Genomic DNA, 17,840 nt, shown 5'->3' with positions numbered 1-17,840 from the left:
AGGAAAGTGGCTACGCAACTCCCCAATGACTTCGAATCCGGAAACGTGCAAAAAAAGCCGGCCCGTGCCCTGGGTGGCTGGCTGATTCTGGCCGTCGCCATCGTGGCTGGTCTGGCAGCGGCCTTCCTCGCCGTGCACACCTTGCGGTCTCGCGAGGAAGCGGCGCTGGATCAACTGAGGGCAAGCAGAGCAGGGAATATGATCCGCGCGGTAGTGCCCGTCCGCGACATTCCTGCAGGGACGATTCTGGATCTAGGTATGGTAGCCGCGCGGAACATTCCGGGTGATACCGCTCCTGCCGATGTCATTACGCCGGAAACGTTCGACAGTTATGCCGGCCATCGAGTCAATGTTCCTTTGCTACAGGGAAAGCCGATACTGAGTTCCTATCTCAGCGGTCGGCGTACCCTGGCAGACATCATTGATCCGGATAAGTTGGCGATGACCTTTACCGTCGATAACATCAGCACCCTCGATGGCATGCTGCAGCCTGGCGACCATGCGGATGTGCTCTGGTTCTATGCCGGGCCGGTAGGTGATGAGCAGCAGGGTAGCGGGCAGCTTCGGGCTCGGGATCGCTTTTTGAAAGCGGGGCAGGATGTGTTGCCATCCGCTGGCTCCGACGCACTTGAGGGCCCCGCGGCGCTTCCCGGTTTGGCTGGCAATACCGGCGGACCGCTCATTTTTCGTGCTGGAGGCACGGAGCAAGAGAGCAAGCTCCCCAAAGATGGGGTGCGATTCCTCGAGCGGGATCTCAAAATTGTTGCGACGGGGACACGCACCGTAGCCTCCGATTCTGCTGCCAATATGAACAATGATCCCGCCATGACGGGACAACCGGCACAATTTAACACCGTGACCGTGGAGCTGAAGCCGGAGCAGATTCAGAAGCTGGTTCTTGCGAAGCGACTGGGGGAATTGCAGCTCGTGCTGCGTAGCCATGATTCTCAGGTGGCCGCTTCCAACAAGGTCTACACTGTGCGCGATATCTTGGGAATTCGCGATCGCAAAGGCGGACCGCTCTATGCCGCCGATTCCATCGAGTACATTGTTGGCGGTACGGGTCAGAACGGCCAGGTCAACAAGCGCCTCGACATCAGTGGGCTGCGCCGCCTGGCCGATGGATCACGCCAGAAACAGCAAGGTCTTGCTCGTCAGGAAGTCTCTGCTTCTGGCGATGCAATACCGCGTCCAGTTCAGATAGACAAGTTGCTGCCGCCCGTGGACGCTTCGCGGCCTTTTCTCCCCCGTTAACTTCTGCACAAAGGAAACCTCATGTTATTGGGTAAGAAACTGTTGCCTGTTCTTATCAGTACTCTGCTGGCTGCTCCCGCCTTGGCCGCAGAGGATCCCACCCTGGACCTGTACGCCGGCCAAGTGCGGGTGATACCCACCAAGCCGGTGAAGCGCGTAGCGGTTGGGGATGGCAAGGTGCTCAGCACTACCGTGGTCGACGGCAGGGAATTGCTGTTGCTCGGCGATGGCGAAGGCGAAACCAGTCTTCGGGTGTGGTTCAAGGATGGCGGAGAGGATGCCTATCGTGTGTTGGTAGCGCCAAAAAACGTGGGTCGTGCTGCCGCCGAAATGCGGGAGCTGCTCACCAACAGCAGTACGCCTGTCACAGTCCGCATTGTTGGCGACCACGTCGTGATGGACGGAAAAAATCTGCCGGCTACGCTATTGGCCCGGATCACGCAGCTGCAGACTCTCTATCCCAAAACCATCGTTCTGGCCAGCCCGGCACCTTTCAAGATGGAAAAAATGGTTTGGCTGGATGTCAATGTTCTAGAAATCAAAAAAACGGCACTGGAGAATCTGGGTGTCGACTGGACGAAGCAGATTGCTGGTCCTTTCGTTGGCTATGGTAAAGATTTTGTTGGCCCGCGCAATGTGCCCCTGGTTCCCCTGGGCCAGGATCTCACTCAACCGCCCGTCGCTGGGACCGGGATTCGCTTGACGCCTACGCCTCCGGGCCTGGATGGGGTAATCGATTTAACCAATCTGGCTCGCCCCATAGCTGGCGTTTCGAATGTTGGAATCATCACCGGGATGTTGTCCAAAATTAATCTGGCCATGAGTAAAGGCGACGCGTATCAAATCGCCAACCCGCAACTCAGTACCCGCAGCGGCGGCGAAACCAAGTTTCTGGCGGGCGGGCAGGTTCCCATTCTGCAGGCGCTGGCGTCGGGTACGGCGGCGTTTCAAAACGTCACCTATAAAAATTACGGTATCCAGCTTGATTTCAAGCCCCAAGTGGATGACGACAACAATATTACCATGCACGTTTTGGCCGATGTATCGGACATCGATCCGAGCACCAGTGTGGTCCTGAACGGCCTGAACGTGCCTGGTTTTCTCACCCGGCGCAGTGAGGCCGACATCAATGTCGGGGACGGTCAGACCATGGTTATTTCGGGATTGGTGAACCCCAAGACTGCCAAGAGTGCCTCTCAGCTGCCCTGGCTCGGAGATATCCCTATTCTGGGCAACCTCTTCAAATCGACAGATTTCCAGGCCGGCAGCACCGATTTGGTCATCCTGGTGACTCCTCGCGTGGTATCGCCTGCCTCGCTTGAGAACATTCGTCAGGTTTCGCGAGCGGTCGGCATGAAAGACGAGTTCAAGAACACCTTGCCCAAAAATTCCCCAATCCTGGGCGCGGTGGATAACACTCTTGGCTCGCGCGTGCCGTATCCCGAAACGCAAGCGCTGCCGGCACCGCACCCTCAGCCGCCGCTGGTGGTAACGCAGCCGCGCCCCAACCCGACTGTCACCGATCCGTCGACCAAGGAGTAGGACATGTTTCGTGTCGTCGCACAGCATCACAAGCACGGACTACTGCCCGTTCAGCCCCATGACGGGGTCTGCGTCATGGGGCGTTCCCCCGATGCGCATCTACGCTTGGAGGGTTGGAACGTCGGCAAAGAACACGCGCGGCTCGTGCAGCGAGAGGATGGCGTACATGCAGAGGCCGTAGGCGCACTCGGCTCCATCGTCGTCAATGGGGAGAGGGTTAAATGGTACGGTCCTCTGAGCGACCGGGATATTATCGAAGTGGCTGGGGTGACGGTTCGGGTTGAACGGGAAGCCTCGCAAAGTACCTTGCCATCCTCTCCGACGAGCCCCACGGAGGAGGCAGGTGCCGAGCGAGTTCTCGTCCCGGCCCAGGCCCAGTCTGCGCCAGAGCCGGATTTGCCTCGGGCGCTGCCCGTCGATCCGCGCTGGATGCAGTGGCGTCAGGGGATCGAGGAACGCTTGCGCACGCAGATGGACCTGCGTCGGCTGGATCTCAGCAGTATGAGCCGGGAGGAGCTGCAGCGCATGGTCACCCAGCTCGCCAGTGAAGTGGTACAGGGCATGCGCCTGCCGCCAGAGCTGGACCGAGAGCGTCTGATCAAAGAGGTGGTCGATGAGGCCGTAGGTCTGGGGCCTCTGGAAGACCTGCTCGCCGACGAAACCGTTACGGAAATCATGGTCAATCGCTTCGACGAGGTCTTTATCGAGCGCTCCGGGCGTCTGGCGCCTGCGCCAACGGTTTTCAGTAGTGAACAGGCCGTGCGGCACATCATCGATCGCATCGTCGCTCCCATCGGTCGGCGCATTGACGAGAGTTCACCCCTGGTGGATGCGCGACTTCACGATGGATCCCGCGTCAACGCCGTCATACCGCCCGTGGCGCTGAAAGGCGCCAATATCACCATCCGGAAATTCAGCAAAAAGCGTCTGCAGATGGAGGATCTCATCGGCTTTGGTTCGGTAGAGCCGCGCATGGCCGAATTCCTGCGGGTGGCTGTCGAACAGCGCAAGAATATCGTCATTTCCGGAGGCACCGGCTCGGGCAAGACAACGCTGCTCAATGTCCTTTCCAACTACATTCCGCCGCGGGAGCGGGTCGTGACTATTGAAGACGCGGCGGAACTGCGACTGTATCAACCGAATCTGGTATCAATGGAAGCGCGCCCGGCCAATGTCGAAGGGAAAGGCGCCATTCCCATCCGCGAGCTGGTGCGCAATGCCTTGCGTATGCGCCCCGACCGTATCGTGGTTGGTGAGTGTCGTGGTGGTGAGGCCCTGGACATGCTGCAGGCCATGAACACCGGCCACGATGGCTCCCTGACCACCGCCCATGCCAATAGCCCCCGCGACATGCTTTCCCGTATGGAGGTCATGGTGATGATGGCAGGCATGGAGCTGCCCCTGGCGGCCATTCGCGAGCAGATTGCCTCAGCTATCGACATTATCGTACAGATCACCCGTTTTTCCTGCGGTTCCCGAAAGCTCACGGCCATAGTGGAGGTCACTGGTACGGAAAGCGGCGTCATTCAGCTCCAGGAACTTTTCAGCTACCGGCAGCAGGGCTTCGGGGCCGACGGCAAGGTGCGGGGCAGCTTCCGCGCCAGTGGGAGCATGCCGGAATTCTACGAGGAGATGCGGGCTCGTGGCTTGCCGGTAGATACGAGTATTTTCCTGGAGGAAGAACATGAACGGTCCTGAGCTGGGCTTTGCTGCTCTGGTCTTCCTGTCCGTAGGGGTACTGTTCTTTGTTCTTGTCCAGGGCGCACGTATGGTCCTGGCCCGCCAGCGGGCGACCTTTACCCAGACGACCAAGAGCAGTCTGGCGGACATGTTTCTATTTGCTGATCCCAGTCTGCTCTGGCGCCTGAATCTGGGTGCCTTGCTGCTGATTCCGCTGCTAATATACCTGCTGATACCCTCATTGCCCCTGGTGATTGCCGTAGCGTTGCTGGTGGCGGTGTCTCCCCGGCTGCTGCTCGGTTACCTCAAGGCGCGGCGTTTCGACCGCTTGCACCAGCAACTTCCCGACACCTTGCTCATGATGGCATCGGCTCTGCGCGGTGGGGCCAATCTGGGGCAGACTCTCGAGGGCCTGGCCCGGGATCTCAGTGCCCCCATGAGTCAGGAACTTTCCTTGGTCGTTCGGGAACAACGCCTGGGCGTTTCTTTCGAGGACGCTGTGGGGAATCTGGCCATGCGTGTCCGTTCGCAGGATTTCGATCTGGTGGTTTCCGCCCTGCGCATCAATCGGGAGGTGGGGGGCAACCTTGCGGATACCCTGCAGCGCCTGGGAGAAACCGTTCGTCGGCGTTTGATGATGGAGCAAAAAATCAAGGCACTGACCTCCCAGGGAAAATTGCAGGGCCTGGTCATGACCGCCCTGCCGGTGCTCATTGTGCTCGCACTGCTGCACATCGAGCCGGCTGCCACCGGCGCTCTTTTCAACACCTACAAGGGATGGGGAGTGCTGGGCATTACCCTGGTACTTGAACTGCTCGGGTACTGGGGTATCCGCAAGATTGTCAGTATCGAGGTGTAAAACGATGTCCATACGTTCCTGGCAGGCGTGGTTGGTTGCGTTGCTTGGCGCTGGGTTCGCGCTGCTATTGCTGGTCTATTTTGGTGAACGAACCCTGCTTGCTCTGGCAGGCAGTTCCGGACAGCTTCCCTTTCTCCTCGTCGGGCTTTTGGTTGCCCTGGTGGTGGGGGCGGGCATCTACGGCTTTTCCCTGCTCTATCAGGCAGTGGATAAAGTGCCGCGCGAGTATCTGGATCCCTTACCCAAGGGCTTGGCCAAGATTTGGCCTCTGGTGCGTTTTGTGGATTCCACCATCGTTCGCTTTTTGCCCGACAAGCTCGTCTACCGCAGTGCCCCCCGTATTCAAAAGGCTGGTCTCCATTATCTCATCACCCCCCGCGATTTCTTTGCGCTCAAGATTTTGTCGGCGCTTTTGCCCCTGGCCTTCGCACTTTTTGTCTATGCCACTCTCGGGTTCTTCCGTTGGGAATTCACCCTGCTCGGGGTGCTGCTTTTCAGCTTTTACCCTGATCTCTGGCTGGTGGAACAATCCAAAAAACGGCAGAAGAGAATTTTGAAGGATTTGCCCGTCTATCTGGACTTTATCACCCTGATGGTGGAAGGGGGGCTGAATCTGACGGGCGCCATCCAGATTGCCGTAGATAAAGGACCGGAAGGGCCATTACGCAACGAATTTCGCATCATTTTGCGGGATCTGCGCTCGGGTATGCCGCGCATAGAAGTCTTTCGCCGTTTTGGCGAGCGCGTAGCGATGCAGGAGTTGCGCAGTCTGGTCACCGCCATCATTCAGTCGGAAGAGCGCGGGGGAAGCCTGGCTCCGGTACTCAAGGCACAGGCGGAGCAGCGTCGGGAAGAGCGCTTTTTGCGCGCAGAGAAAGCCGCATTGGAAGCGCCGGTAAAGCTCCTGGCACCCTTGGTCATGTTCATTTTCCCCATCGTCTTCATTGTGCTCGCCTTTGTCATCTACATGAAATATGTGCAGGAGGTGGCGACATGAGCGAGCGCGGAGGGATCTGGCGGGAGGATCACTGTCTTTGGCCGCGCGCCCGCTTGGCCCGCGATCCACTTTCCCGGGCAGTCGGATTGCTGGGAAGACGTGGTCTGGCCGACGACGAGGCACTCTGGCTGCGCCCCTGTAGCGCCGTACATATGTGGGGCATGCGCATCGCCATCGATATCGTCTGGCTCGATGGTACAGGCAGGATTCTCGGTCTGCGCGCCGGACTTCGTCCCTGGCAGTATGCCTGGCCACGGGTACGCGGGGTACGAGACACGATCGAACTGGCGGCTGGCGCCATCGAACGCTGGCAGCTTTTAAGCGGCCAGCGCCTGGAGTGGCGCAGCGCTGGGTCAGGGGTGCTGTAACCGTCAGGAAATTGGAAGTTTCAGGAACAAGGGAGGGAGCCAATGAAATCTATGCGACAGGTATCGCGGTCCCCGTCACAGGCCGGCGCTGGGGCAGTGGAGTTTTTGATCAGTATTCCCATCGTCCTGCTGCTGATTCTCGGCAGTTTGCAGGCCAGCCTTCTCTACCAGGCGCGCCTGCAACTGGAAGTCGCTACCCAAGAGGCGGCCCGCGCCGGTGCCCTGCATGGTGGCGACCTGAACGAGATTCGTGAAGGTCTGGCGAGGGGACTGACCCCTCTCTATACCCACGGGCAGGGTGTTGCGGATCTGGCCAAGGCGCGTCTGCGTGCCGAGGTGGCGGCCCGAACGGCGACTATTGAGATTTTGAGCCCCACCAAAGAGGCGCTGGCCGATCACAAGGAATTTGGCCGTCTCCCCTTGGACGACAAGACCGGTCAGGCCCTGACCCCCGGTGGAAACTGGGGGTGGGGGATTCCCGAAAGCCAGCTGGGGTATCGCAAGACCGCATTGGGCGGGCAAAGCGGCCTCAGCATCCAGGACGCCAATCTGCTCAAGATTCGTGTCACCTATCATCACCCCATGATCATGCCCTTTATCGACAGGCTTTTCGCGCGTTTTGATGCCGCCAATGCCGGGCACGGCAGTGCCGTGGGCAGCGATGCAGGGAGCAAGGGTGCTTTTGCTGGGGCGCAAGGATTGCAGGATCGGTTACGCAATACCTTTCCGCTCACGGCCGAGGCCACTTTCCGGATGCAGACGCCCTTCACGCATCTCGGAAATTTGCAGGCCGTAGGCAATTTGGCCAACCCGCAGGCAGGCGGTAGCGAACAATACAATCCGCCGGACGCAGCGCCACCTGCCGATTTAGAGCCCTTGCCCGCGCCAGAAGCCGAGATTCCCGACTACGAGGGCGATCTGCCCCCGCCACCTGATTTTTCTGCGTGTGTCCATTAAATCCTTGAGCAAACCAGGAGGGAGAGATACTATGATACCTGAGCGTATGCCGCGGGTTGCAGCATGGAAATGGACGATACTCTTTATGACCAGCAGCTCTGCATTTACTGTGGCATCGGGCGTCAGCGCGATGGATTGCAGTAAGGCGCGAACCCCCACAGAAAAGGCCATCTGTGATGATCCAGAGTTGATGAAATTGGATAGACAGCTGAGCCGTGATTACAAAGAGCTTCGCTCGACCTATGAAAAGAGTGGCCATTATACGTCATTTCTGCAGTCTCAGGCTGATGAGCAAAAGCAGTGGCTAACTGAGCGAGATGCCTGTGGGACTAATGCGGATTGTATTGCGAAAGAATACAATTCTCGCTTAAAAGATATCGCAGGTTATTCGCGAGTATGCATTATCCCCGACGCTGTTTCGACCGCGCCCACGGCTTCCAAAGGCTCGGATACCGAGCCACCCAAACTGGCGGCTCCGAAATGCTCCCCCGCAGATCGTGTGGACTACGGCTTTATAAAGAAGAGTGAAGGCGCTATGCTTGACTTTTATGTGCCAGGAGCTTTTAAGGCGAATATCAAAACGGGAAGAAATTTGGGGCCAAGATATGTGAATGGTAAACAAACGGCCATGGCGGCCAGCGGGGTCACGGTGGGAGAAGGTGTGGATCTTGGGCAGCAAACCATAGCCAATCTAAGGCGCTATATGGAAATAGAGGAGAAGAAATACGGGAAGCCGGGTAGCGTCTCAATAGAAAATATACTATCGCTGGTATGGCCATACATTGGATTGAAAAAATCGGACGCTGTAAATGCACTCAACGGTTATTACGACAAAAATAAGAGCTATCCGACATTGAATAGCGAAGAAGCTGGTTTCATTTCCTCGGCGGTAAAACACGGTTATGCCGAAGACGCCGCGGCATTATTCAACAAGAATGCCCATCCAAAAATGAATTTCTGGTCTTTACCTGGTGCCGTGCAGACCACCCTCACCGATATGAAATACCATTCCTATATCTCGAGCGTCGCCCAGCATTACTATCGTGCGGATTGGGAGGGAGCCGCGGCGGAATTTGAGACCCTTGCCATTGGAAAATATGCCCAGTATAAAGCCCGTTTTCAGGCACGTGCCCAGATGTTGCGCAATGCCATCCAGGATCAATCCCTGCCAAAACAGGGCGATCCCTGTGCCCCTAAAAAAATGCCTGTCGCCTTCAATCGTTCCAAAGAGTGGGAAACCCAGCGGCTGCCCCGTTGGGCGTGAGTATTTACCCCTACTGCAGATCAGGAGATTCAGCATGATACGAAAACTTATTTTGGGCACGGCAGCTTGTGTGGCTATCACCTTCAGTGGGAGCGCGAGCGCGGCAGATACCCTTCTCAACTGCCCAGCCATAGCGGCCAAAACCCCGGAGAACTATGCCCGCGGCTGTAATCCGCCACTGACTCCCCTACAAGACGCTATTTGCCACTACAAACCAAAGTCTTGGACCGACAGCCTCCTGATGTTAGATGATGCTGTCGGCGTCCACTACGTCCGCGATTTACGCGCGGCTGGTATAGGCACACCGCAATGCAAGGATCTGCTCGAAAGCCACAATGCTTATGAGAAGAAACTCCAAGGCTGCGGCAGCAACGGAGAATGTGTTCTCAAGGTCATGAGGAATTGGGCGGGGACTTTATCGCATTTGGAAGATCGTTTGCGTCCGCCTTTAAACGAGACTGTCCTGAAAAGATTTGCCGGCGGAATCGAATTCCAGGAAGGGCAGCATGCTATCTCCCTGCTGAAACGCCTGGAACAAGGCATGGATCTCTACCCTCTGCCACAGATGGCGTTACCCAACGGTAACGTTCTGGTCTGGGGTTTCCAATCCCACAATGCACAGGTGCAGTCGCTTGCCGTGGTCAATCGCCAGGGCGCGGTGCAGCTCCTTGGCGTCGTGGACGGGATTTACCTAGCCTGGCCTTCGGGAAAAACCCAATGGCAGCCAGAGAAAGACGCACGGATTGCCCTATTCATTCGCGATTCGTCCGTCCTGAACCAGAATTTGCCCGCTATCCGCGCCTGGGCGGCGGCGGCCGTTCTGGGCTTCAATCAGGATTGTCCGGGCAAGGACCAAGCCCGCTGTCAGACGGCTATAAAGCTTTCCCTGCCCATCCAAGCTTACAGCCTGAATTGTAAGGCTACCAACGGTAAAGTCATCAACCAGCGCTGCGCCGTTCCCTTGCCGGAGGTGCCGGATAACGTCTCGCCAGGGCTATTCTGGCAGTGATTTTGCGTTGGCCCAGGTTTCCTCTGCGGGATGTTTGGTTGCGCCCCTGTAGCGCCGTACATATGTGGGGCATGCGCATCGCCATCGATATCGTCTGGCTCGATGGTACAGGCAGGATTCTCGGTCTGCGCGCCGGACTTCGTCCCTGGCAGTATGCCTGGCCACGGGTACGCGGGGTACGAGACACGATCGAACTGGCGGCTGGCGCCATCGAACGCTGGCAGCTTTTAAGCGGCCAGCGCCTGGAGTGGCGCAGCGCTGGGTCAGGGGTGCTGTAACCGTCAGGAAATTGGAAGTTTCAGGAACAAGGGAGGGAGCCAATGAAATCTATGCGACAGGTATCGCGGTCCCCGTCACAGGCCGGCGCTGGGGCAGTGGAGTTTTTGATCAGTATTCCCATCGTCCTGCTGCTGATTCTCGGCAGTTTGCAGGCCAGCCTTCTCTACCAGGCGCGCCTGCAACTGGAAGTCGCTACCCAAGAGGCGGCCCGCGCCGGTGCCCTGCATGGTGGCGACCTGAACGAGATTCGTGAAGGTCTGGCGAGGGGACTGACCCCTCTCTATACCCACGGGCAGGGTGTTGCGGATCTGGCCAAGGCGCGTCTGCGTGCCGAGGTGGCGGCCCGAACGGCGACTATTGAGATTTTGAGCCCCACCAAAGAGGCGCTGGCCGATCACAAGGAATTTGGCCGTCTCCCCTTGGACGACAAGACCGGTCAGGCCCTGACCCCCGGTGGAAACTGGGGGTGGGGGATTCCCGAAAGCCAGCTGGGGTATCGCAAGACCGCATTGGGCGGGCAAAGCGGCCTCAGCATCCAGGACGCCAATCTGCTCAAGATTCGTGTCACCTATCATCACCCCATGATCATGCCCTTTATCGACAGGCTTTTCGCGCGTTTTGATGCCGCCAATGCCGGGCACGGCAGTGCCGTGGGCAGCGATGCAGGGAGCAAGGGTGCTTTTGCTGGGGCGCAAGGATTGCAGGATCGGTTACGCAATACCTTTCCGCTCACGGCCGAGGCCACTTTCCGGATGCAGACGCCCTTCACGCATCTCGGAAATTTGCAGGCCGTAGGCAATTTGGCCAACCCGCAGGCAGGCGGTAGCGAACAATACAATCCGCCGGACGCAGCGCCACCTGCCGATTTAGAGCCCTTGCCCGCGCCAGAAGCCGAGATTCCCGACTACGAGGGCGATCTGCCCCCGCCACCTGATTTTTCTGCGTGTGTCCATTAAATCCTTGAGCAAACCAGGAGGGAGAGATACTATGATACCTGAGCGTATGCCGCGGGTTGCAGCATGGAAATGGACGATACTCTTTATGACCAGCAGCTCTGCATTTACTGTGGCATCGGGCGTCAGCGCGATGGATTGCAGTAAGGCGCGAACCCCCACAGAAAAGACCATCTGCGGCGATGCGGAGTTGGAAAAAATGGACAGGTAGTTAAACCGCGACTACCGGTCTTTTCTGGACGAATACCAGAAAAAAAGGAAACCACGATTGCTTGCTGGAAGATGAGGCGGCCAGGCAGAAATCTTGGTTGCGGGAACGGGATGCCTGTGGAACCGATGTGAATTGCATCAAATTTGCATACGCGGATCGCACCAATCAGATTAGATCGTATGCATCGGTATGCGTGGTCATCAACGACGCGTCTGAGAAGTATTTGGGGCGAGCTTGCTACAAGCCCGCACTTCCGACCGCGCCAACAGCAGTGGCAACATCTCTACCGGTAAATCAAAAGTCAAAGAACGATTGTTCTCCGAGGTATAAAATAGACTTTAGTGTGACCAAAAATGGTGAGGGAGATCGAGTTATAAATGGATATATCCCAGGTTATTATAAAGCGGACATCAAAATACAGTCTGGCCCCGATGCTGGTGCCCTGAAGGCTCGCCCTGTGCCGCTGGCTACAGCAGAGGCTCTCGCACGGGTGAGAAAAGCCGCCATAAAAAGTGGCGTCACCATCGATACTGGGCTGGATCTCGCTCAACAGAGTGAATCTCACCTACACAGCATAATGACGAGTTATGTGAAAGGGCATGGGGTTCCTGTGGGTGCGTCCATCGACAGAATATTTAAGCGCGTGAGACCGTTTTTAGCCAAAGGGCCAGGGCATCCTGGCCCACAAGGAGAAGCGGCTTACCACATGATTCTCGGTAACGAACCCAAGTTAACGCGTGCGGATGTCGAACTTATGCGCGACTCCATGCGTGAGTACAACGTGCAACTTGCCGAGAGAAATTATAATTTATATAACAAGGACGGAAAAAAATTCCAGGAACTTCCGGCGGAAGCGCAGACACTTATGTTGGACGTTGTTTGGAATTTTGGTGGATTTGATGACGTTCACGGAAAAAATGCTTATTCCCCCACGAAAGAGGGCGAAATAATACAGAAAAAAGGTGAGAGAGCCATGCTCGCTAAGAAGACACGATATCAATTCTGGACGTTGGTCTATGCCAATGACTGGAAACGACTGGCTGAAAAACTTAAGAGTGCCGACTTTCCACTGCGCACCAAGAGTTACGACGAGAGATATCGTGCGCGTGGACGCTTGCTCGATCGGGCACTGCAGCGTGGCTGGCCAGACAGTTCGGCTTGTTGATTGAGATCCAGAAGGAGAAAGGAAATGAAGAGATTGGCACTTGCAGTCGTGATTTCATGGCTGGCATCAAATACCGCTTGGGCAAAATCCGTCGAGGATTTGCCCTATACACAGGTCTATGATGGTTGTTCGGAAGGACCTAGCGCTTGGCACGTCATATGTAAGGCGATGGAAGAGCATCATGTAAAGCCAGCGTTAGAGAAAATTATAGAAGAATCAGTTCAATACGACGGATATGTAGCATCGGCCTATACCCATGTCCTGGAGGATTTGCCTATGGACAGCCCGCAGCAGAAGGCCATGATTGCCGAGCAAAAGGCCTATCTCGATCGCAGGGACGACTGCGGCAACGATCTGAAATGTATTTTGCGGGCAGAAAAGAGGCGCCTGGATGAGTTGAACGCCTTGCGTAGAAAGCTCGAAAAGCCTCTGCCGGATGCCGAGATGCAACGTCTGACGAAGGGCTGGAAGATCGGGCGCGAGAGCCTGTATGACCGTCTGGTAGAGGGTTTCAGCATCTATCCGCTGCGTCAGGTCACCCTCGCCGATGGCCGCACGGTACAGTGGGGATTTGCGCCACACGCCGCCATGGTGCAATCGGTGGCTGTGCTGGGACCCGATGGCCATCTGCAGGCCCTTGCCGCAGCCAATGATCTCTATCGCTCCCAACTCCCCTCTACAGTGAAATCTGTGCCGGAATTCCGAGTGTTTCTGCCAGATGCCCAGCGGAGTTCTGCGGTATTGGGCATCCTGCGCAGCTGGGCGGTGGCAAGCAGTTTGGGTTTTTCTGTCGATTGTGCGGCCAAGGACCGGGGTGCCTGCAATAAAGCCCTTGTCAGCCTGCCGCCGCCAACGGTCTACGACTTGCGCTGCCTTCAGAAGCGGCTGGTGGCGGCCTGCGCTGTGCCGGGAGACGGAGCAAAAGGCAGCCTCCAGGAGGTGAGTCTATTTTGGCAATAGGATCGGCAAGCACGTTTGATGCAGGGGATAGGGCCTATCCGACAGCGGCGCTGTTTTGCCTTGTTCAGCGAGTTTTCCTCACGGAGGAATGAATGAAACGCATGGGTCTCGTATTCTGGCTACTCGCCCTCTTCCCCCCGGTCCTGCAGGCTGCCCCTGCCCCTGTGACTGCGGAGACTCTTGCGGGGAAATCGAGTTCGCCCGGTGTAGGGCCAGACACTTATACCCTTGTTCTCAAGCAAGGCGGCAAAACTGTCGTTTCCCGAAAGGACGATACGGAAGGCGGTCATGTCCCAGAGGTACAGACCTTTCCCGCGAAGTACTGCGGAGTTCCGGTCCAGGTGGTTGTTTTATGGGCCGAGCATAATAACGCCGAGTGGGGCGGAGATCTCTATGACTTTTTGATCTTTAATCCGCAAAACTGGGGTCTTGTAGATGAATTCCAACAGTCCGATACAATAAATAAAGAAAGCGGTAAGTGGAATTTTCACGCCGATGCTGATCATACCATTGCCATATTACGCGCAGGCCACTATTACGGGCCCCGGTGCAGAATCTTTGACCTCTACACCAAGCCCCTGCCTGCCAAGGGCCCTTCCTTCGACTGCAAAACGGCGAGCAACCGGGCCGAAGAAATGGTGTGTAAGCACCCCGAACTCGCTGCTCTCGATCGAGCGTATGGGGCAAGGCTGCGGGACCGACTCTTGAAGGTGCCTGCCGCGGAGCGACAGGATGCGGCCAATGGCTATTACTGGGATATGGGGATTCGGGATAACAGTGCGATGAGCGTGAAAGACTTGGCAGCCGCCTATCGGGATGCGCTGGGTACCGACTCAGCCCAGTACTTTGCGGAGAAACAGCCAGCGCAATCTGCCCACGCTGCCTGCGAAAAGGCCCATACCCCCAGCGAAAAGACGGTCTGCGCCAATCCCCAACTCAAAACCCTGGATGAACAGTTGGCCCAGGCCTACCATCAGGCCTTTATCCGGACCCAGCCCAATTCCCCCGAACGTCGCGAGTTGATCCAGGCTCAGCGTAACTGGCTCAAGACCCGCGATACCTGCAAGGCCGATGTGCCCTGCCTGGAGCAGGCTTACCGTAATCGTATCCAGAGGCTAAGCGATCATGCGCGCTAGGGGGTTGCTGACAATTTCCGTTGCGTTGTTTTTGGGTGTCGGTGCTGCTGTGTCCCTCGCAGCGCCGCTCGCTGCCCCGGTCGACCAATACGACTGCCCTGCGTTGGCGCTGTCGAAATACAATTACGACGCTTTTTCCGAGCTCTGCCAAAAGGATCCCCAAACGCCTTTCCAAAACGTCTGTTGGGTAGACTATAACTATAAACCGAAAGATTGGCTGGATATTCCGTCGCTTTTGGATAGCACGGTGCAAATGAGTTTTCGTAGGGATCTACTGCAGGCAGGCAAGAACACTCCCTACTGCAAAGCCCTTATCGATACCCAGGGGCCCTACGAGCGCAAGCTCATTGCCTGCGGTAAGAATGGGCCTTGTGTGGTCCAGGTGATGAGAGACCGATCATGGCAGCTTGCTGGAATTGAAAAGCGGTATACCGCCCCAGCAACAACACGCGAGACCTTTGAAGCCTTTTTGGGCAAGGAAGGCTCGTTGCGACTGGATGATGAGCAGACGCTGGAGCAGCGCGCCATCCGGGGATTGAGTATCAGCCCCCTGCCTCGCGCGCCGTTGGCAGAGGATTTGACCATCAGCTGGGGATTTGAGCCCCACAACGCCCAATTGCAGTCGGTACTGTTCAGCGGTGCACAGGGCAAGGTCTTTGCCCTGGCGTTGGTGGACAGTCTCTACCTTGACGGAGAAGGGAAGACTACCCTGCCCAAGGACGCACGGATTCGGCTCTTTGTGCGCGATCCCGGCCAGCTTGCGCGAATCCTTCCGGGGCTACAGGCCTGGGCGGCAGCGGATGCCCTGGGCATGGATGTAGCGTGTAACAAACCGGGTGTATGCGAGCATTGGCATCAGTATCCCATGCCCATCACCGCCTATCGCCTGCCGTGTAGGGGCGGTCATTGGGATGCCTGTCGCCTGCCCGTGCCGAAAATCACCGCCCCCATACCAGCGCTGGAGCGCTTCCGGCAATAGGTATCGGACGTCATGAAACCATCTGCGCTCGTTGTTCTGCTTTTGGGTCTGACATCAAATACCGCCTGGGCAAAATCCGTCGAGGATTTGCCCAATACACAGGTCTACGACTCCTGTTCGGAGGGGCCTCGCGTCTGGCACGTTATATGTAAGGCGTCCGAGGGACATCATAAAAGGTCAGCTTTAGAGGAAAAGCTCTTAGATGAATTATTTCAATACTTCGGATATGTAGCATCGGCCTACACCCATGTCCTGGAAGATTTGCCCATGGACAGCCCGCAGCAGAAGGCCATGATTGCCGAGCAAAAGGCCTATCTCGACGGCATGGACGACTGCGGCAACGATCTGAAATGTATTTTGCGGGCAGAAAAGAGGCGCCTGGACGAGTTGAACGCCTTGCGTAGAAAGCTCGAAAAGCCTCTGCCGGATGCCGAGATGCAACGTCTGACGAAGGGCTGGAAGATCGGGCGCGAGAGCCTGTATGACCGTCTGGTAGAGGGTTTCAGCATCTATCCGCTGCGTCAGGTCACCCTCGCCGATGGCCGCACGGTACAGTGGGGATTTGCGCCACACGCCGCCATGGTGCAATCGGTGGCTGTGCTGGGACCCGATGGCCATCTGCAGGCCCTTGCCGCAGCCAATGATCTCTATCGCTCCCAACTCCCCTCTACAGTGAAATCTGTGCCGGAATTCCGAGTGTTTCTGCCAGATGCCCGGCGGAGTTCTGCGGTATTGGGCATCCTGCGCAGCTGGGCGGCGGCCAGCAGTCTTGGGTTTTCCCGTGACTGCGAGGGCAAGGACAAGTCTGTATGTGCGCGTGCCCTGGCGGACGTGCCGCCACCGACGGTCTACGATCTGCGCTGCCGTCAGAAGCGGCTGGTGGCGGCCTGCGCTGTGCCGGGAGACGGAGCAAAAGGCAGCCTTCAGGAGATGAGCCTGTTTTGGCAATAGGATCGGCAAGCACGTTTGATGCAGGGGGAAGGGCCTACCCGGCAGCGGCGCTGTTTTGCCCTGTTCAGTGAGTTTTCCTCAGGGAGGAATGAATGAAACGCCTAGGTCTCGCATTCTGGCTTCTCGCCCTCTTTCCATGGTCCTGTTGCAGGCAGTAGAGAAGACAGGCCTAAGCAGATCGTATTATTAAATTCTCGGAGGTTCTGGTTATGAGTTCTATAGAGTGGCAGAGCCGGTTGGGCATCGAGGTCATTTTGTTCATCTTGGGTTTGGGTGGGCCTGTCAGCGCTTATGCTGAGGTGCAATCCATAGATCAATTACCATATATAACTCCTAATTCTTGTGGGCCTAAAGACAAGCGTCCTGCGGAGGAAATTACATGTGACTTAGTTGACGAAAATATAAAAAAAACGGGAAAAGTAGATGGAGACAGTTTCAGCGCAAGATTATTGCAGGAAGATATGTACGTCACCGGCCTGTATTATCGTGCTTTGCAGAATACGGCGCTGAATAGCCCGGAGCAGCAGCGTATCGTCAAAGAGCAGGGCGAGTACCTGGACCGGCGCGATGCCTGCGGTCAGGATGTGCACTGTATCATGCGCGTCGAAAAGGCTCGCCACAAGGAATTGATCGCCCTGACCCGGTCGCTGGAAAAGAATCTGCCGGACGAAGAGATTGTTCACTGGACCCATGGTCGGGTGTTTCCAGGCCGGAACGGCAAGGCTCAGTCCCTGGGCCAGCGGGTGATGGCAGGCTTCGACCTGTACCCTCTGCCGCACGTAACCTTTGCGGATGGCAGCACGCTGTTTTGGGGTTTTTTACAGGGTGATGGCTCCGTACAATCCCTGGCCATTACCGACGCCAAAGGGCACCTGCAACTGCTGGGTACGGCCGATGGCCTGCTATTGGCGGGAACGGGAGAAGGAAAGCTCCAGCAGGCGCATCTGAATCTGTTTGTGCGCGACGCGAAGATGCTGGAGCGTTATCTGCCAGCTGTCAGGGCTTGGGCAGCCGCGGACGTCTTGGGTTTCAACCAGCAATGTCCCGGTAAGGACAGCGATCGTTGTGCATCGGCGCTGCGGGCCCCTCTCCCCATAAAGGCCTACGCTTTGGATTGCAATGGTCATGGACAGGGCCAGGTGCAGGTCCAGCGCTGCCCTCTCAACCTGCCGGCGCTGCAGAACATGCTGTCCCCCGGACTGTTCTGGCAGTGAACGCATTCCGTCGGCCGGTGCGCCGGTCTGGGCTGTAACAAAGCGCTTCTGCGTGATGAGTA

Annotated in this window: 17 protein-coding genes; all 17 read left to right on the top strand. The window is 57.0% G+C overall.

All coding sequences use genetic code 11. The features are described from left to right. Positions 1-6: 6 nt before the first annotated feature. The 17 genes from cpaB to MQE22_RS11735 all read left to right on the top strand — a co-directional run bounded on the left by cpaB (position 7) and on the right by MQE22_RS11735 (position 17,778). Complete coding sequence (gene cpaB, locus MQE22_RS11815; RefSeq protein WP_215870794.1) at positions 7-1,254, top strand: Flp pilus assembly protein CpaB; 1,248 nt, start codon at positions 7-9, stop codon at positions 1,252-1,254. A 21-nt stretch (positions 1,255-1,275) separates the two neighbouring features. Continuing rightward, complete coding sequence (locus MQE22_RS11810; protein WP_215870793.1) at positions 1,276-2,796, top strand: type II and III secretion system protein family protein; 1,521 nt, start codon at positions 1,276-1,278, stop codon at positions 2,794-2,796. Positions 2,797-2,799: 3 nt separating this feature from the next. Continuing rightward, entirely contained in the window at positions 2,800-4,494 is a 1,695-nt protein-coding gene (locus MQE22_RS11805) for a TadA family conjugal transfer-associated ATPase (RefSeq protein WP_215870792.1), read from the top strand. Beyond that, positions 4,481-5,335, top strand: coding sequence for a type II secretion system F family protein (locus tag MQE22_RS11800; RefSeq protein WP_215885791.1), 855 nt, complete (start codon positions 4,481-4,483; stop codon positions 5,333-5,335). Before MQE22_RS11805 ends, MQE22_RS11800 begins: the two co-directional genes overlap by 14 nt. 4 nt (positions 5,336-5,339) lie before the next feature. Then, entirely contained in the window at positions 5,340-6,332 is a 993-nt protein-coding gene (locus tag MQE22_RS11795) for a type II secretion system F family protein (protein WP_215870790.1), read from the top strand. Beyond that, complete coding sequence (locus tag MQE22_RS11790) at positions 6,329-6,700, top strand: DUF192 domain-containing protein (protein ID WP_255789753.1); 372 nt, start codon at positions 6,329-6,331, stop codon at positions 6,698-6,700. The genes MQE22_RS11795 and MQE22_RS11790 overlap by 4 nt, the downstream gene beginning before the upstream one ends. A 42-nt stretch (positions 6,701-6,742) precedes the next feature. Beyond that, complete coding sequence (locus MQE22_RS11785; protein ID WP_215873315.1) at positions 6,743-7,657, top strand: TadE/TadG family type IV pilus assembly protein; 915 nt, start codon at positions 6,743-6,745, stop codon at positions 7,655-7,657. Positions 7,658-7,688: 31 nt separating this feature from the next. Further along, positions 7,689-8,921, top strand: coding sequence for a pesticin C-terminus-like muramidase (locus MQE22_RS11780; RefSeq protein ID WP_255789752.1), 1,233 nt, complete (start codon positions 7,689-7,691; stop codon positions 8,919-8,921). Between the two features lie 34 nt (positions 8,922-8,955). Continuing rightward, on the top strand, positions 8,956-9,930 hold the full coding sequence (locus MQE22_RS11775) for a hypothetical protein (RefSeq protein ID WP_215872352.1): 975 nt from the start codon (positions 8,956-8,958) through the stop codon (positions 9,928-9,930). A 38-nt stretch (positions 9,931-9,968) separates the two neighbouring features. Continuing rightward, positions 9,969-10,208 carry a DUF192 domain-containing protein gene (locus tag MQE22_RS11770; RefSeq protein ID WP_255789751.1) on the top strand — a complete coding sequence of 80 codons (240 nt, stop codon included), beginning with the start codon at positions 9,969-9,971 and terminating at the stop codon, positions 10,206-10,208. Positions 10,209-10,250: 42 nt separating this feature from the next. After that, positions 10,251-11,165 (top strand): TadE/TadG family type IV pilus assembly protein, encoded by a 915-nt coding sequence (locus MQE22_RS11765; RefSeq protein ID WP_215873315.1) that lies wholly within the window; start codon positions 10,251-10,253, stop codon positions 11,163-11,165. A 269-nt stretch (positions 11,166-11,434) separates the two neighbouring features. After that, the gene (locus tag MQE22_RS11760; protein ID WP_215872951.1) at positions 11,435-12,538 is read left to right on the top strand and encodes a pesticin C-terminus-like muramidase; all 1,104 of its coding nucleotides are present in this window, start codon (positions 11,435-11,437) and stop codon (positions 12,536-12,538) included. A gap of 276 nt (positions 12,539-12,814) precedes the next feature. Beyond that, positions 12,815-13,498 (top strand): lysozyme inhibitor LprI family protein, encoded by a 684-nt coding sequence (locus MQE22_RS11755; protein ID WP_215872952.1) that lies wholly within the window; start codon positions 12,815-12,817, stop codon positions 13,496-13,498. 92 nt (positions 13,499-13,590) lie between these two features. Next, positions 13,591-14,634, top strand: coding sequence for a lysozyme inhibitor LprI family protein (locus tag MQE22_RS11750; RefSeq protein WP_215872953.1), 1,044 nt, complete (start codon positions 13,591-13,593; stop codon positions 14,632-14,634). Positions 14,635-14,887: 253 nt separating this feature from the next. Next, the gene (locus tag MQE22_RS11745; protein ID WP_215872954.1) at positions 14,888-15,613 is read left to right on the top strand and encodes a hypothetical protein; all 726 of its coding nucleotides are present in this window, start codon (positions 14,888-14,890) and stop codon (positions 15,611-15,613) included. 267 nt (positions 15,614-15,880) lie between these two features. Next, positions 15,881-16,564: a lysozyme inhibitor LprI family protein gene (locus MQE22_RS11740; protein ID WP_215872955.1), complete on the top strand. Its 684-nt coding sequence runs from the start codon at positions 15,881-15,883 to the stop codon at positions 16,562-16,564. A 461-nt stretch (positions 16,565-17,025) separates the two neighbouring features. Continuing rightward, the gene (locus MQE22_RS11735; RefSeq protein ID WP_215873283.1) at positions 17,026-17,778 is read left to right on the top strand and encodes a lysozyme inhibitor LprI family protein; all 753 of its coding nucleotides are present in this window, start codon (positions 17,026-17,028) and stop codon (positions 17,776-17,778) included. Positions 17,779-17,840 lie beyond the last annotated feature (62 nt).

The organism is Acidithiobacillus sp. YTS05 (genome assembly GCF_024396695.1).
GTDB classification, from domain to species: domain Bacteria; phylum Pseudomonadota; class Gammaproteobacteria; order Acidithiobacillales; family Acidithiobacillaceae; genus Igneacidithiobacillus; species Igneacidithiobacillus copahuensis.
This window is presented reverse-complemented; position numbering and strand designations above follow the sequence as displayed.